Annotated in this window: 13 protein-coding genes; 6 read left to right on the forward strand and 7 right to left on the reverse strand. The window is 43.9% G+C overall.

From position 1 onward, the window contains the following. Window positions 1–82 precede the first annotated feature (82 nt). The 5 genes from H6571_15240 to H6571_15260 all read right to left on the reverse strand — a co-directional run bounded on the left by H6571_15240 (window position 83) and on the right by H6571_15260 (window position 5192). Window positions 83–1357, reverse strand: a complete 1275-nt coding sequence (locus H6571_15240; GenBank protein MCB9325093.1) for an FtsX-like permease family protein — start codon at window positions 1355–1357, stop codon at window positions 83–85. Continuing rightward, on the reverse strand, window positions 1354–2529 hold the full coding sequence (locus H6571_15245; GenBank protein MCB9325094.1) for an FtsX-like permease family protein: 1176 nt from the start codon (window positions 2527–2529) through the stop codon (window positions 1354–1356). The genes H6571_15240 and H6571_15245 overlap by 4 nt, the downstream gene beginning before the upstream one ends. 12 nt (window positions 2530–2541) lie before the next feature. After that, window positions 2542–3240, reverse strand: coding sequence for an ABC transporter ATP-binding protein (locus H6571_15250; protein ID MCB9325095.1), 699 nt, complete (start codon window positions 3238–3240; stop codon window positions 2542–2544). A gap of 202 nt (window positions 3241–3442) precedes the next feature. Further along, window positions 3443–4522: a hypothetical protein gene (locus H6571_15255; GenBank protein MCB9325096.1), complete on the reverse strand. Its 1080-nt coding sequence runs from the start codon at window positions 4520–4522 to the stop codon at window positions 3443–3445. Between the two features lie 70 nt (window positions 4523–4592). Further along, complete coding sequence (locus H6571_15260; protein MCB9325097.1) at window positions 4593–5192, reverse strand: TetR/AcrR family transcriptional regulator; 600 nt, start codon at window positions 5190–5192, stop codon at window positions 4593–4595. A 743-nt stretch (window positions 5193–5935) separates the two neighbouring features. Between H6571_15260 and H6571_15265 the strand changes: the two genes are divergently transcribed. Beyond that, on the forward strand, window positions 5936–6697 hold the full coding sequence (locus H6571_15265; GenBank protein MCB9325098.1) for an endonuclease/exonuclease/phosphatase family protein: 762 nt from the start codon (window positions 5936–5938) through the stop codon (window positions 6695–6697). A 38-nt stretch (window positions 6698–6735) separates the two neighbouring features. Continuing rightward, on the forward strand, window positions 6736–7626 hold the full coding sequence (locus H6571_15270) for an alpha/beta hydrolase (protein ID MCB9325099.1): 891 nt from the start codon (window positions 6736–6738) through the stop codon (window positions 7624–7626). A gap of 2 nt (window positions 7627–7628) precedes the next feature. On the opposite strand, the gene H6571_15275 is transcribed toward H6571_15270, so the two are convergent. Continuing rightward, window positions 7629–9164, reverse strand: coding sequence for a sulfatase-like hydrolase/transferase (locus H6571_15275; protein MCB9325100.1), 1536 nt, complete (start codon window positions 9162–9164; stop codon window positions 7629–7631). A gap of 153 nt (window positions 9165–9317) precedes the next feature. On the opposite strand from H6571_15275, the gene H6571_15280 reads away from it, so the two are divergent. From H6571_15280 to H6571_15295, 4 genes are all read left to right on the forward strand, one after another. Next, complete coding sequence (locus tag H6571_15280) at window positions 9318–12005, forward strand: family 20 glycosylhydrolase (GenBank protein ID MCB9325101.1); 2688 nt, start codon at window positions 9318–9320, stop codon at window positions 12003–12005. Window positions 12006–12023: 18 nt separating this feature from the next. Next, window positions 12024–12326, forward strand: coding sequence for an antibiotic biosynthesis monooxygenase (locus tag H6571_15285; GenBank protein ID MCB9325102.1), 303 nt, complete (start codon window positions 12024–12026; stop codon window positions 12324–12326). A 101-nt stretch (window positions 12327–12427) separates the two neighbouring features. Next, on the forward strand, window positions 12428–12988 hold the full coding sequence (locus tag H6571_15290; protein ID MCB9325103.1) for a hypothetical protein: 561 nt from the start codon (window positions 12428–12430) through the stop codon (window positions 12986–12988). Window positions 12989–13122: 134 nt separating this feature from the next. Beyond that, the gene (locus H6571_15295; protein MCB9325104.1) at window positions 13123–14394 is read left to right on the forward strand and encodes a PQQ-binding-like beta-propeller repeat protein; all 1272 of its coding nucleotides are present in this window, start codon (window positions 13123–13125) and stop codon (window positions 14392–14394) included. 176 nt (window positions 14395–14570) lie between these two features. Here the strand turns inward: H6571_15295 and H6571_15300 are convergent, their stop codons facing one another. Further along, window positions 14571–15254, reverse strand: coding sequence for a hypothetical protein (locus H6571_15300; GenBank protein ID MCB9325105.1), 684 nt, complete (start codon window positions 15252–15254; stop codon window positions 14571–14573). Window positions 15255–15306: the final 52 nt, after the last annotated feature.

Here is a 15306-nt window from a genome sequence, read left to right on the forward strand (position 1 = left end):
TATATTTTTTAATGTCATTGAATATTTTTAACCTGTTTCATGGCATGTCATAATGCTGTAAACTACAGACTGCCAACTAAATTTAAACTTCCAGTTCCTTGAATAATTGTGCTGTATTCCGTTTATAAATCCCAATACCGGAAAGAGCGGTTCCTATCACGGTAGAGATGACTCCCGGAATAAAGCCTATATAAAAATCAACCGGCATAATATGCGCCCTGATCCGCGAGGGCATCATGACGGAAGCTCCTTTCATCATGGAACTGATATCGATCCCGTAGGTTTGCAGCAGCCAGGCAAAAAACAATCCAATAGCCGTGCCCAATACAGATCCGGCGATTCCGATAAAGATCGATTCAAGGATCATGGAGAAATACACATGGCGTTTTTCTTCTCCGATAGCAAGCCTCAGGCCTACTTCTCCATACCTTCGCAACCCGCCCAGTAATCCTGCGTTCCAAAGCACCAGAGACATGGCCATCATAAATACGAGGGTAACGATCAGCCCCATAGTTTTAGAAAGGTTCACAAGGGTGGCCATGCCATGCTGATCGCGCAGGCTCAGCATGATGGGAGCGTATTCGTTGGCTTCATCGATATGGTTAGCATTGAATTGCTGAACCATTTCAACCGCTTTCTCTTCCTCGAAATAACCCGATGAAAAGAAACCGGTTATTTCACCAGCGGCGTCGTACATATCAAGTGCCTGTCGAACATCTTCAATGTCTGCAATGATCGTCCCTCGGTCCAGGGCATTGGAACCAAAAAGGATGGTTCCTGCGACTTTGAAATTATACATGATCATGCTTCCGTTCATCGAAGAGCCGATGAGGGTGACCATGTCTCCGGGGTTGACCTTCAGCTTTTCGGAGAAGGTTTCGCTGAGCAGGACTTCTCCTGGTGCTACAGGCATGGATCCTCTGACGATTGATGCCGACAAATTTAGCCGCTCATCTTCCTTGCTGTCCTTCGACAGAAGATCAAAACCCAATCCCATGGCGGGGCCCTGGGCTTTGGTTTCTCCGTTTTCATCGGGAGCATCGATCAGGCCCCCGAATTTGATTCTCGGGGCCCAGTCCATATCAGGATAATGTGTTTTGAGATCTTCCAGCAGGGCTCCCACGTCCATTAAAGCAAGATCATTGGGGATTTGGTCCACGTTTTCTGCATAGGCTTTGGACATCACCTTAACGTGTCCCGTTGCGAACCGGGCGTTCATTTCAATGGTATCTCCCATGACACCGGTCACATAGGCGTGCATCAAAACACAGAGCATAACTCCAATGGCTACCACCAGGATGGGCATTGTACTCCGGCTTCTGTCACGAAAAAGTCCTTTTATTAAAAATTGTATCATTGTATTTTTCCCTTTAAAGCTTCCGTTGGATTCATTTTTGCAATTTTCTTCGCTGGCCAGTAGCTTACGATAGTCGTAGTTATCAGTACAACCAAGGTTGTGGTTAGTACCAATCCCACACTGTATTTAGGATAGAGGGTCTGAGCCATAGCCATCCCGTAATCACTGGCTTCCATCGGCAAAGTCCATCCTGTTTTTGCCTGCCAGATCAGGAAAGGAACCCCGTAAATCGCAGCGGCCGCTGCTGCCAGGATAGCGTACATGGCTCCTTCTGTCGTAAACAACCAAACCACCTGCCTTTTGGTAAAGCCGAGAGCTACATAAGTTCCGATTTCCCGTTGCCGGCGAAAGATGGACAACACCTGGGTGTCGAAAATGGCCAGCATAGCCAGCAGGAGCAGAATGATATAAAAAACCGACTGGCCTACAGATTTGGTTTTAATGATCTTATCAATATCGGCCGTTAATACTTTCATAGGTTTGTTTACAAAATTTTCCAGGTCAGGCCTGTTTTCTTCGGCATTTCCATAGGAAAAGAGGGTAGCTTCTCCGGGCAACAACATAATGGACTGTAATTTGTCGAGCGCGATCCAGACCTGCCCCACGTCAACAGTTGGTACGTTGGTGGAAAATATGTTAGTAATGAAAACCTCCGCCGCGTCAAAAGTGCCGTTGGCGTCTCTCCATTGCAGGGTTACATAGTCGCCGACTTTCAGCTTATTCATACGCGCCATATTGGAACCGATGATGGCCGGAATGGCCGCCATACTGGTGTCCAGGTAGTGGGTGGGCAATTCCAGTAGCGTCTGTTTAGGGTTGATTCCTTTGATAAGAATGGATTGCATCCTTCCTTCGGGGTAGAAGGTACCCTGGGTGATCAAAATGGGTTCCGCTTCGCCCTTTTTTATTTCCGGTTTTAAGGCTTCAGGAATGGCGGCATGGCTATCCGTAAGGGTGAACGGATCGAACGGATCGTAACTTTTGTGCCAGTATTGCCCTTCGGCAATTTCCCAATGTTTCATATCTGTTTTGGCCTGGTAATCCCAACCCACCAGGATGCCTTTCATCCAGATAATGACGACAAATGAGAAGGATAAAACGATCACATTTAACCAGGTTCGAAGACCGGCGCCAATCAAATTCCTGTAAGCCAGTTTTAATGCTAATAACATGGTAAACCTGTTTTATTTTGTTATAACCTCATCTTTATCAACTCTCCCGTCCAGTAAGTAAATTTTCCTGCGCAGGTAACTGATGACTTTTTCATCATGTGTTGCAAAAAGAAACGTGGTATTGAGTTCCTTGTTAAGGGTTTCCATGGTTTGAAGGATGTGGTGTGAATTCGCCGCATCCAGGTTCGCTGTCGGCTCGTCGGCCAAAACAAGGGATGGTTTTTTTACCATGGCTCGTGCGATGGCCACCCGCTGGCACTCTCCTCCTGAAAGTTGGGGCGGACGCGAGTGTTCTTTGTCCGTCAATCCCACCCATTCCAGCGCGTCCATCACCATTTTTCGCCGTTCGGAAGCCGTGAAATTTAGCAATAGAAGCGGGAATTCGACATTCTCAAACACGTTATGCACCGTGAGTAAGTTGTAGCTCTGGAAGATGAATCCCAGGTTTTCCTTACGCAACCGGGCAGCCTGTTTTGGATTGAGTGACCCGATGGAATGACCCAATACGACCGCTTCACCCCTGGTGGGCACATCAAGGGAGCCGATGATGTTGAGTAAAGTCGTTTTTCCGGAGCCACTGGGGCCGATCAAACCTGAAAACTCACCCCGGTTTATCACCAGGTCAATATCCCTCAATGCAGTAAACTCAGACTTTCCCATGGGAAAAGTTTTCGTAAGCTTTTCAATTTTTATAATTGAAGCATTTTCCATTTTGTATGAATTTATATGATTTTTTATCCTAAGTTTAACCTCTTTCTTCACTGTTGCCGATGACGTTTTGCCAGGGAAGGATTTAAATTGTTCAAATTGTTCAAATTGTTCAAATTGTTCAAATTGTTTGGAGTAGTAGCTCGATATTTTTTACTTCTTCAATCCGTCACCGTCCATCGTCTATCAGTCCACCGTCCACCGTCTAATGATTATACACCACCATCACCTGAAGCCCGCTGCCCCCGTAAAGGTTTTCTGCTATGTTCTGAGTCGGCAGATGATAAGTTTTCGGGTTTATGAATCCCATCACGTACAGCGAAAATTGGTTGAACTGCTTTTGCCAGGTGAGGAAATTATAGGCCGTTTTGTTTGTCCAGTCGAAATACACTATGGAGCTTATGTTATCAAATAAACCAATGGGGTAATTCATGCTGAGCAGGGAAAAGGTGGCCGTTTCCTCAAAGGCGAACGGCTTTTCTCCAAATCCGGCCACCAACTGTTCCACCACGATATTCAGTCCATTGCCTATCCCGAAGGTATAATCCACGCCCAGGTTAAAAATCTCCTGGTTGGTAAACATACCCATATTCTTACTTTTATTGACCCAGGTGGCTTCGAACCAGCATCCTACTGTCAGGTCAAATTTAGCATCCAGGCCAATTTTGTTCTCTGCCACTTTTTCATACTGAAAATCTTCAAGGTAAAAATTCCGGCTGTCAGCCGTGCGGTGGTGGAAGGTAAAGGCTGCTTCTCCTTTGGGAACCGGTGCCTGGAACCTACCGCCGAACTCTGGTATTTTTTTGTTGGATGGAACCTCTTCCCATCCCTTGATATTCTTATTGCCGTAAAGGCCCCAGATCCAGATATTGGCATTGTTCAGAAAGTAATAACGGCTCAGCACACCATACACGCCCGTGGTGAGCTGGAGCGGGTCGCGGGGATCGCGCTGATCAAACCACATCAGGGGGCGCAACAGGGAGGCAGAGCCAAAGTTGATCTTTTGCAGCCCGGCGCGCAATTCAAACTGTGGCGCAGAATATCGTGCCCATAGCCGGTAGGGCTGAACGTTGCCCTCCGCTTTGATGGAATCGAAAGGGTTGAATCCGAAGTTTCCGAAAATATTGGCCGAAGCTTCGAAATCGACCTGCTTTCGATCGGGTAATTTTATCTCGTAATTGAGCTGTGGAATGTACCGGGCTCCGGTCCAAAGCGGTAGGGTGTTACTGGGATTGAACAGTTCAAAAGCCGATAGTTGGCCTTTGAATAAAAGGGTATCCCCCATGGCAGTATCTGTCTGGGCAGTCAATTCTCCGACGAGGAGAATGATCAACAAAGACCATATGAAGCATTTTTTATTCATTTTGCTTGTTATGCCGCGGAAATATTCCATAAAAGAACAAATTGGCGACTTCCATGATCAGATCCTGGGTCGTTTCATATAATGCCGCCATGTTGGGATCCATGATCATCTCAGCAGCTTTTTGATTGAAATAAAGGATGAAATTCAGATTAATATCTTTCCGAATGAGTCCTGCCCGCTGAGCCTCGGCGTAATCCCTGAGTACTTCCTCGGTAAATTCATGCGCTCTTTTTTCCCAATATTCACTCAACCCAGATTTTTTGTCCGAATAAATATCCTTAATAAGTTCCGCGCTGATCTCTTTTGTTCCTTCAAACTTGGCCATCAACTGACGTTTGACCTTTTCCTCAAAAGAAATGTCTTCCTTCATCAATGCCCGGTATTTTTCAACGGACTCATCAAAAAGCTTCTCCAACACCACCCTGGCCAATTCCTCTTTATTGGAGAAATACCTGTAAAAGGTCATCTTACTTACTCCCGCTTCCCGGCAGACTTCCTCAATGGTTACTCGCCTGATGCCATGCTTCCAAAACAGGTCGTGAGCTGTTTTCAGAATATCCTGATATTTCGTGCTGTCCAAATGCTTGTCCAAATTTTACTGTTTGATTACAAATATACGATTTTTGTTTAAATTTACAAATATCGTAATCTTGTTGAAATTGTCGTAAACCTCAATCAAACGTTTCAAATCAGGGGTTTGGGGTGAAATTTTTTTGGAATTTCTTTTTAGTCCTGCCTTTATCGGTGTTTGGAGAGGATAAATTTGGCTGAAGAAGGCTGGTGAGATCAAAAAATGGCTAAACCTTTTTCGAAATAAGTATAATGACAAAATGAACTTAAATTATTGCCAGCAAAAATTATTGCCATTAAATTTTTTTCGAATACTTCATTATTCGATATTCGACATTCGATACCTTGCCTGCTGTCGCAGTAAGGCAGGTTCTGCTGTTCAGTAATGCCTTCCATACATTCCCAATCTTATTGATTGAAGGTTTAACAAGGAATAACGGCTCAGAACCGCAGAACACCGAATAATGAACCTGCCTACCGCTTCTCGCAGCAGCAGGCAGGCACCGAATGTAGAAGTGAGTTGCCACCCTGACCTCTCGGTGCGATTTCACTTTGCTCAACCTGAAACAATTTAAAACTATTTTTACCCACATGCTTTCTTCAAATTAATTACAAATGAAGCTGTCATTTTTTTGACAAGGTTAGGGGCCTTTGTATTTTTGATCTCACATCAATAAAACTAAAAAAATGCATCCACGTAAATTGCTGTTTATTCTTCTGACGATTTTTGTAACCGGGAGTCTTTTTAGCCAATCGGCTGTAATGATGACCCTCAATATCCGTTACGACAATCCTGCGGATACCCCCAACAACTGGGATCAGCGGAAAACGGCCATGGTCCGTATGCTCCGGCATTACGATCCCGTCATTTTCGGCATTCAGGAGGGTTTGATTCACCAGGTAACTTATCTAGACAGCTGCCTGACGGATTATACCTTCATTGGCGTGGGACGGGATGACGGCGCCCAAAAAGGGGAATTTTCGGCTATTTTTTACGACACAACACAATTTGAGGTGTTGGAAACATCCACTTTTTGGCTGTCGGAAACACCTGATGTCGTTTCTATAGGATGGGATGCCGCTATGGAAAGGATTTGTACTTATGGACTTTTTTTGAATAAAATGTCAGGGCAGCAATTTTGGGTATTCAACACCCACTTTGATCATATGGGGGAGGTAGCACGGGCCAATTCGGCCAGCCTCATCCTCACAAAAATCAGGAAAATCAATGCCGCCCATCTTCCCGTTGCCCTCATGGGGGATTTTAATTCTATGCCGGAGGACCGACCTGTTCAGGCCCTCAAAAACGGCCTGGCGGATGCCAAAACTATAACGGAGCAACCTTTTTATGGTCCGGTGGGTACCTTCAGCGGATTTACAGATGAAGTAATGCTGAGAAGGATCGATTATATTTTTACTCAAAAATTCAAAGTGTTGTCTTATGTGCATATTGACGACCGGCGGGACGATAACCTTTTTATTTCGGACCATTTGCCGGTATTGGCAACTCTTGAAATAATGCCCTGATGAAACTTTTATTCTGGACACCCATAGAAAATTGACTTATGAAAAGAATACTCCATTGGAAAACACTATTGGGTATCATAGCAGTTGTCGTGATCTATTTTGCCTACCTTTTTGCCTACCAGGCTTATGACCATTTTAAAAAGCAAAAATATCTCGAAAATCTATCGGACACGGCTTCTCCAAATGTCAGGGTATTGAAAGATACCGCTTACATAGATTACCTGGACTCGAAGAGAACATTACATGTATATCTGCCTCCGGCTTACGAAACCGATTCTGCACGCTATCCGGTCATTTATTTTTTGGATGGCTCAGCTTTGTTTAATGATATGGTACTTAGGGGACCCGAGTGGCAGGTAGATGAAGTGATCGATGAGGTCGTCGCCAACGGGGGGCCGGGGGCTATCGTGATTGGAATAGAGCCTTCCCATGATAGAAACAGGGAATACAAACCTTTTGCTCCGTCTGAGGATCCGGAAGAAAAGGAAGTCTCCGGGGATAAACATGCCGAGTGGATTGCCACTGACCTGAAAGCATGGGTCGACAGTACCTACCGGACAAAACCGGAGGCAAAATTCACCACCATAGGAGGTGCCTCATTAGGAGGATTAATGGCCTATTACATGGTAACTTCCTACGCCGATGTTTTTGGGAATGCCATTGTTTTATCTCCTTCTTTTTGGGTCAACGACAAGGTATTTGATTTGCATCAGCAGGTTGACAATTTTGATGCGCTCAAAATTTACATGAATATTGGTGCAAGAGAAGAAGGGAGAATGATCCCCAATGCCCGGAAAGTTTATGACACCTTAATATCAAAGGGGATGACAGAAAAAAACCTGCAGTTCGATGTAGAACCGAATGAAGGACATTGGCACCCGACCTGGCGCAAAGGCTTTAAAAAGGCCTATCCCTGGATCGTTCAGTAGCTTTATTCCCTGATAAATCTTCTGACTATCCCTTCTACTTTGATAAAATATAAACCCGAAGGAAAATTTGCCAAAGAAAGCCGGCTTCGACCGGGTTCCAGTATTCCCGAAATAATCGGTCTGCCGGTAATGTCTGTAATCCTGTAATTTTGAGATCGGGCAGTATTTAAAGTGATAAAAAATTCCGAACCGGCAGGATTGGGATATATATTGAAGATGCTTTCAATAGAAAGATCCGTGGCAGAAGAAGTATTTTGAGGATTACAAGCCAACAAATTATCAAAGGCGGCTTGTTCGGCAGCCGTTAAAGATCCTTCCAGCAAATCGTTACTTTCGTAGGGATCGTCCATCAGGTTGTAAAACTCTTCAGTTCCGTTATAGAAATGAATCAATTTAAACGTAGCATCGCGGGTGGTCCAGCCGGCGGGGGAAATCATACTTTCGGTAATTTCTGAATAAGCACAATCTCTGATCCCGGGCAGTGCCTGTGTCAACAGGGGATAAAAGCTTTTACTGTCATGGATTTCGGGAAGGGTGGTTCCCGTCAATTCAACAATCGTTGAGAATAAATCGGTAAAACTGATCAGTGCCGCTTCACGCTCATTATGCCTGCTGACCCCGGCGCCGGCAATGACCATTGGCACATGAATACCGCCCTGGTACAGACTTGACTTGCCTTGATTTAGAGCGTAAGGGCTTTGTAAAACATTTCGTTGTGTACCATTATCGCCAATGACAATAATGACTGTGTTATCCAAAACATTTTGCGGAATATTATCCAGCAACCGCCCCAGTTCATAATCCGAACTTTCAATCATGGCCAAAAAATAGGGCAACGGATTGGCCGCAATGGAAGCTGAATCCGTGGGCAAATCTCCCTGGGAATGCATGTAATCAGGCGGTAAATGAAAAGGGGTGTGGGCGGCATTATGAGCTACCCAGCAAAACCAGGGCTGGGTTTGATCATTGATCCAATCTATCGCTAAATCGGTGTATTTAGGCGTAAGGTAATCCGAAAAAAGGCTCGACTGCCCGTTGATGGTTAAGCTCCAATGATAATAATCAGCCACCTGGCCTCCGAGGTTTCCGGCGTAAAAGGGGATGCCACACTCTGCGGGATAGTTTTTATTCTGATTTCCAATACCTGACAAATGCCATTTGCCGATAAGGCTGGTGCTGTAGGAGCCTGCTGAAACCTGGTCAATATATTCATGTAAGGTCGTTTCGGCGGTGGACAACTGGCTATAAGTATCGGCATCCAGCACATTGGTTCGAAAACCGTATTTTCCCGTAAGGATGGCCGAACGGCTGGGGGAACACAAAGGGTTGGACCACACATTGTCAAAGGTAATGCCTGCTTCCATTAAGGATTCCAGCCGGGGCATGTTTGCTTTTTCCACATTGGGCAGATAGTTTGGCGTGGGATCAACCCCGATGTCGTCGATGATATAGAGCAGAATATTGGGCTGTTGTGCGATGGCATTTATATGGAGGTAAAGCCCGAGGATTAAAAAGAATAAGGGATAGATTTTTTTCATTTTTGATAATGTTGATCTTATTTTAAGGATGCTATTTAAGGAGGAAACTTTAAACAACATCAAATTTTCATAAAAATGTAGACAGGTAAATTATCGAAAGGTTTATTCAGATGGGATAAATTTCACTTGCTTAAATTTTTATAACTTTGAAAAATGAAAATAAAAAACCTACTTCCTGTTTTAACCTTTCTTGTAGCCACCCAAACCGCTTTTGCGCAATTATACCTTATTCCCACCCCCAAAAAAGCAATCCTCGAAAACACTTTTTTCACTTTTGATAAAAACACGACCATTCTAAGTAATGACTTTGATGAGTTTTATAAAAATGAAATTACTGATTGTGCGCAAAAGGAATTTAATTTAAGCCTTCGATCAGATCGAAAAGCTGAACATAATACCATTGAATTGCTTAAAATAGCTTCCGATTCCCAATTGAACTCCGCCTTTACAACACTGGGCCTGGACGAAAATTTTGATCCGGGAAAGGAAGGATATGTTTTAAAAATATCCCCGCAGGCTATAAAAATAATCGCCACTACCGATGCCGGTATTTTTTACGGCATTCAAACGTTAAAGCAACTTATCATTGCCAATAAAACGGGGAACAACATCCCTTGTCTTGTCCTCTACGACTTTCCCGATTTTCCTGTACGCGCCTGGCAGGACGACATCAGCAGAGGCCCCATTCCTGGCATGGCATTATTAAAAGAGCAGATCAAAAAAATGGCTTCTTTTAAACTCAATTATTTCACTTTATATACGGAGCACGTTTTTAAACTGGAAAAACATCCCGGTATCGCCCCTGAGGATGGCATTACCAAAGAGGAGATCAGGGAGTTGAGTGATTTTGCCAAAAAGTACCACGTAACCCTGATCGGGAATTACCAGTCATTCGGCCACATGGAAGAGACTTTGTCCCATCCTGATTATAAGCACCTGGCTGAAAATGGCCACATTATTTCACCGGCATTGGAGGAATCTTATGACTTTCTGAGGGATGTTTACTCTGAGATTGTGCCATGTTATGGCGGTGAGTTTTTTAATATTAATTGTGATGAAACCTTTGGCCTTGGAGAAGGCAGGTCCAAAGCCATGGTGGACAGCCTGGGCATGGACGGCGTTTATCTCTATCACATCAACAGGTTGAATGATTTATTAAAGCCCTACGGAAAAAGCATTTTGATGTGGGGTGATATTGCGAGTCACCACCCAAAAATAGCAAGCCGGCTTCCGAAAGACATTACGGTGATTGCCTGGGGGTATCATGCGGCAAAAGATTTCGATTCCTCCATTACGCCGATCACCGATACCGGGCTCAATTTCTGGGTAGCGCCGGGCGTGAGTTGCTGGAGGAATATTTATCCCGACCTGCAGGTAGCGGAGGTCAATATTTTTAACTTTATCAGAGACGGTTATAAGTACCATGCTTCCGGGGTGCTGAATACAAGCTGGGATGATGACGGGCTCGATTTCTTTCAAAACACCTGGCACGGATTTGCCTGGGGCGCTGAAAACAGCTGGAACGCCCCTTCTGCCGACCTCACTCCTGAAGCTTCTGAAACCGAAAGAAAAAGCAGGTATAGTCATTTCAACCAGTCCTTTGATGAAATTTTTTATGGCTTGAAAGGAGAAAGCCTGGTGGATGAAATGTTGAGCCTTTCTGCATTGCGTGAATCAGGAATCAGGGATATTTTAGACAACAGTCGTTTTTTTGAGCCTGTTTTTCCCATCCATTTTGATTACGTTCAAAACGGAAAAAGAGCCGAAAATGAAGCGGTTTTGGAAAAGCTGGAAGTTTTGTCAAACAAAATCAATTCAATAGTGCCCAATATCCGGTACAATGAATCGACCATTGATTACCTCCGGTTTGCGATGCAACAAATCCGGTTTACCTTACGGAAAAATCTCCTTCGTATCGATGTGTATGAATTTTTAAAAGGCGATTCCAGCCCCTCAGCCTCCGAATTAAAAAAGGCGATAAAAACACTGGCTGCTGAGTCGGAGGCTTTGAAAAACCAATACGAAGTCTTATGGAACCTGGAGAACAGACCTTCCTGGTTATCGGTGAACATGCAAAAATTTGAGGACATGAGGAATGACCTTGAAGGACTGAACGGTTATTGTATCATAAAGCCTGACAATAACTTAACCGTGCAAGGCAGAAAAATTACCATCACACCCATTTTTGAAGGGCTTCCTGTTTTTTACGCTCTAAATGAAGATATCATTACGCAACATTCCAAAAAATACACCGGCCCTTTTTTTATCGATTCTGATGTAAAAATAGTCGCTGGGGTTATCCAGGGCGACAAAGTATTTCCGCTGGCCAAAGACAGCCTGATTTATCATAAAGGAATTGGGAAATTAAAAAAGTTAAATGCTGTTCCCAGTGATTACCATCCGAGTTATGATGGCGGGGGAAAAATGGCGCTGCTCGATGGGAAACTCGGCAATCCGGCTGATTTGAGGAGTGGCAGGTGGCAGGGCTTTTCAGGCCAGGATATTGACCTCGAAATTGATCTGGGGCAAAAAGAGACGTTACACCAATTCTCAATGGGCTTTTATCAAAATACTTTTTCATGGGTCATTTTGCCCAGAGAGGTAAAAGTCTATTATAAGGATTCCGCGGAGGAACCGTATATACTTTTGCAGACCATTACGAATACTATTTCTCCCAAAGAAAATGGTTCGTTTAAGCATAATTTTGAGACCTCATTGGATGGCCTTAACGTTCGTTTCCTGAAAGTAGTGGCCACCAATTACGGAAAATTACCCGAATGGCATCACGCAGGTTCGCAATATGATGCTATGCTTTTTGCGGATGAAATAATTTTAAAATAATAAATATCCTTTTACACAATGAACAAATACGGACTCCACGGAAAATTGAAAGCCACGCCCGGCAATGGTCAAAAGCTGGCTGAGATCTTACTCGAAGCTTCCCGCCTCGTTTCCACGGCCAAAGGTTTTGGGATGTACATGGTAAGCCTGGATGCAGCAGACCAGGATGCTGTCGTCATCACCGAAGTATGGGACTCCAAAGAGGATCACGACAATTCTTTGAAATCAGATAAGGTGAAAGCCCTTATTGGTCAGGCCATGCCCATTTTGGCGGAGATGCCGACGGGGGGAATGGTATTGGAGGTGTTGAATTTTGAATAGAATTGTCAAGGGGCGTATTTTAAGGGTATCGCTGGCGTAGTCTTTGGGAAAAGATTGAAATCCAGGCTTATCATGAGGTCAGGAACGATCTAAAAAAAACGTTGGAAGACCTTGTTCACGATCTTGATCGTCATATCGACAGATTGGACAGAGCACGGATGATCCGCGATTTTTTGGAAAGCGATGCCCCTTATAACGATTCGATGGACCTTTATTTCACCCTGATCGGCGAGGATTATCAACTCTTTCCGAAAACCGCGGCATTTGAATTATTAAAATCGCATGGACTTGAGATTTTAAGCAATGAATCCCTGCGCTTCAAGATTACCGATCTATACCAGATCAATATTGAAAGAGTTTACTCGGGTGGTGTTGATCAATCCATCCACCGGAACATTTCCAGGGATATGGAACCTTACCTTAAAAAGTACTTCTCTCTGTCTGAAAAACCTTACTTAACACGTGTCTTAAAAGAAAATTCCGACTCGTTGACTTTTTATCAATTTCACTTAAAAGATTACAATCGCCTGAAAGCGGATGATGGTTTTAGGATTACTTTGCAGGAAAATTTAATTACCCGTGAACGAAAGATCCGTTATCATTTCGGGTTAAAAAAACAAATTGAAGAAGTGATCACAGCTATTGATGAAGAGTTGCAATAGCATCCTTCTTCCGGTTAAATGGATCCTCATTAAGTTTTACTCCCGGCCTTTTTTCTTTTGTCAAAAAGATTCCTTTGATGTACTTTTGACTTGAGTCATTTATTTTAAAATCAAAACCTTAAACTTTCATACAAATGAAAAAGTCCCTTATTTTTTTACTTACCCTTGTCCTTTTCAGCTGCAACCGCAAAATAGCCTCCGATTGGTCCATGTATCAAAATAACATAGAGCGCACAGCTTTATCAAAGTACCCGGCCATTCAAAATCCTAAGATCTTATGGAAAACGGAAATCGGCATCCAGGGATACCTGAACAATTCGATTGTTGTCAAAAATAAAATCTACGTCGGAAGCTCAGGTTTACAACATAATGAAGGCGATCGGAAAGATGGCATTTACTGTATCAATGCAGACAACGGACAAATATTGTGGCACCATAAAACACCTGAAGATGCCTGTGGTGTTGCCTATAGTGATGGTAAGATAATTTCCACCGGTGACGATGGCTTCTTAAGGTGTCTGGATGCCGAAAGCGGTAAGGAAGTGTGGAGTATTGACAGAAGTGGCCCTTTATACGCTCAGCCTCTGATTTTATCGGATAAAGTTATGGTAGGGGATGCCTCAGGCAAAATTTTAGCCGTAAACCTTACTACGGGTAAAATGGCCTGGGAAACAAAAGTCTGTGATTCAAATATCCGTGGCGGGTTGTCCTCCGATGGTAAGAAAATTTTTGGAGCCTTCGTCGATGGCACCCTGGTCGCCCTCGATAGGGAAGGTAAAACGATTTGGCAAACCACCTGTCAGAAAACATCATATTACGGAGATCTGGAAAACGCTGAGATTTACTCCACTCCCACGGTGGCGGGCAACAAACTCATTATTCCGTACGTAAGAGACACCTATTATGACTTCCCGGCCATGCAGGCCTTTGATAAAAACACAGGCAAACTCATTTGGGAGGCGACAGATGATGACAAAAGGAATTTCAACCACGGGAATCTCAGGAGCTCAGTCGCTGTTTGGAACAACCTTTTACTCTATGGGAATCCCTATTCCAAAAACCTGGTCGCCATCAATGCTGACGATGGCAAGGTGGTATGGGATGTGGCCATGGGGATGGAAACCTGGCCGCACTGGCCGTCGCCGGTTATCGCCGGAAATACCTTGTATATGGGAAGGAACGACGGAGGATTTTATGCGGTTGACCTGGCAACCCGCCAGTTGATATGGCAATTGTACCTCGGGAACAGTTCCGATGCCGGGGAGATGAAAAACGTGGAGGGAAAAAGCCGCGGTGGCTGGAAACCCTCTTACGGGGAATCTATTTATGCAACGGCTTCCATTTCCAAATCAGGCACTATTTTCATCGGTTCGGGGGATGGTTGGCTGTATGCGATCGGAGAGTAATGTTGATTTGACCAGACCAAAGAAAACATGAGTCATCCCGAATTTCATCTAATCAGATTAAATTCGGGATGAACTCATGTTTTATTCTATCAAAAACCTCGTTACAACTGCTTACCAATGTTCAAAAATAACTTATTCATTGGGATGAAAGCGAGGAAATTCTTTTTGATTGTTCCTTAGTTATGAATGGTAACTTCCCAATCACCCGGTTCATTGATGGTAAAAACGAAGATCACTTCATTTTTTGCGGTGTGCAACTTATTGGATGTTATATAATTGATCTTGCAGGTAAAGGGAAATTCGTCGATATTTTCATACCCATAAGCATTCATTAGAAATACCTGGGTTCCTTTATCGGAAAAAATTCTGAAGTCCTCAATGCTGGTATTTGTCATCCCGTTTTGCATGAAATGGATCATCACCCGATCTCCGTCATTGATCCTTCGGAAGGAATATCGGTCCACCCCTCTCGACATGTTTATCTGATAAGGTGCTGCAGTTATCGGCCCTACATAAACGTCATCTTTCCATTTTCCAACAGTAACCGTATCACGTCCATCCAGTTGGAAAGCTAATTTACCCTCTCCATCTTTCATCCCCTTTTTCCATTCACCGGCATAAAAAGATCCATCGGCATAATAACAGGTACCCTGGCCATGAGGATAGCCTTTTTTAAAACTCCCCTTGTAGGTGTCTGTCCCAACGGCTAAACCTTTCCCGTGGGCAAGGCCTCGCTCGCATTTACCTTCATAGGTCCCTTTTAGGTTGGGAGACATGACCCTGCATTTTTTTTGCCCCATGAGCGGCAAACTCAATAATACTGCCAAAAGAAAGAGAAAGATAGGTTTAAAGTTTTTCATAATCACAAATTTTTATTGACCCAAGAGCCATTAGATGAATTGGTACAAATCA

The sequence above is a fragment of the Lewinellaceae bacterium genome (genome assembly GCA_020636105.1).
Taxonomy (GTDB): domain Bacteria; phylum Bacteroidota; class Bacteroidia; order Chitinophagales; family Saprospiraceae; genus BCD1.

Bases quoted from the DNA above. Each gene is read 5' to 3' on its own strand.
- H6571_15280 (MCB9325101.1), top strand. From the start codon at position 9,318: ATGAAAATAAAAAACCTACTTCCTGTTTTAACCTTTCTTGTAGCCACC.
- H6571_15240 (MCB9325093.1), bottom strand. From the start codon at position 1,357: ATGATACAATTTTTAATAAAAGGACTTTTTCGTGACAGAAGCCGGAGT.
- H6571_15270 (MCB9325099.1), top strand. From the start codon at position 6,736: ATGAAAAGAATACTCCATTGGAAAACACTATTGGGTATCATAGCAGTT.
- H6571_15265 (MCB9325098.1), top strand. From the start codon at position 5,936: ATGACCCTCAATATCCGTTACGACAATCCTGCGGATACCCCCAACAAC.
- H6571_15285 (MCB9325102.1), top strand. From the start codon at position 12,024: ATGAACAAATACGGACTCCACGGAAAATTGAAAGCCACGCCCGGCAAT.
- H6571_15275 (MCB9325100.1), bottom strand. From the start codon at position 9,164: ATGAAAAAAATCTATCCCTTATTCTTTTTAATCCTCGGGCTTTACCTC.
- H6571_15295 (MCB9325104.1), top strand. From the start codon at position 13,123: ATGAAAAAGTCCCTTATTTTTTTACTTACCCTTGTCCTTTTCAGCTGC.
- H6571_15300 (MCB9325105.1), bottom strand. From the start codon at position 15,254: ATGAAAAACTTTAAACCTATCTTTCTCTTTCTTTTGGCAGTATTATTG.
- H6571_15250 (MCB9325095.1), bottom strand. From the start codon at position 3,240: ATGGAAAATGCTTCAATTATAAAAATTGAAAAGCTTACGAAAACTTTT.
- H6571_15245 (MCB9325094.1), bottom strand. From the start codon at position 2,529: ATGTTATTAGCATTAAAACTGGCTTACAGGAATTTGATTGGCGCCGGT.
- H6571_15255 (MCB9325096.1), bottom strand. From the start codon at position 4,522: ATGGGGGATACCCTTTTATTCAAAGGCCAACTATCGGCTTTTGAACTG.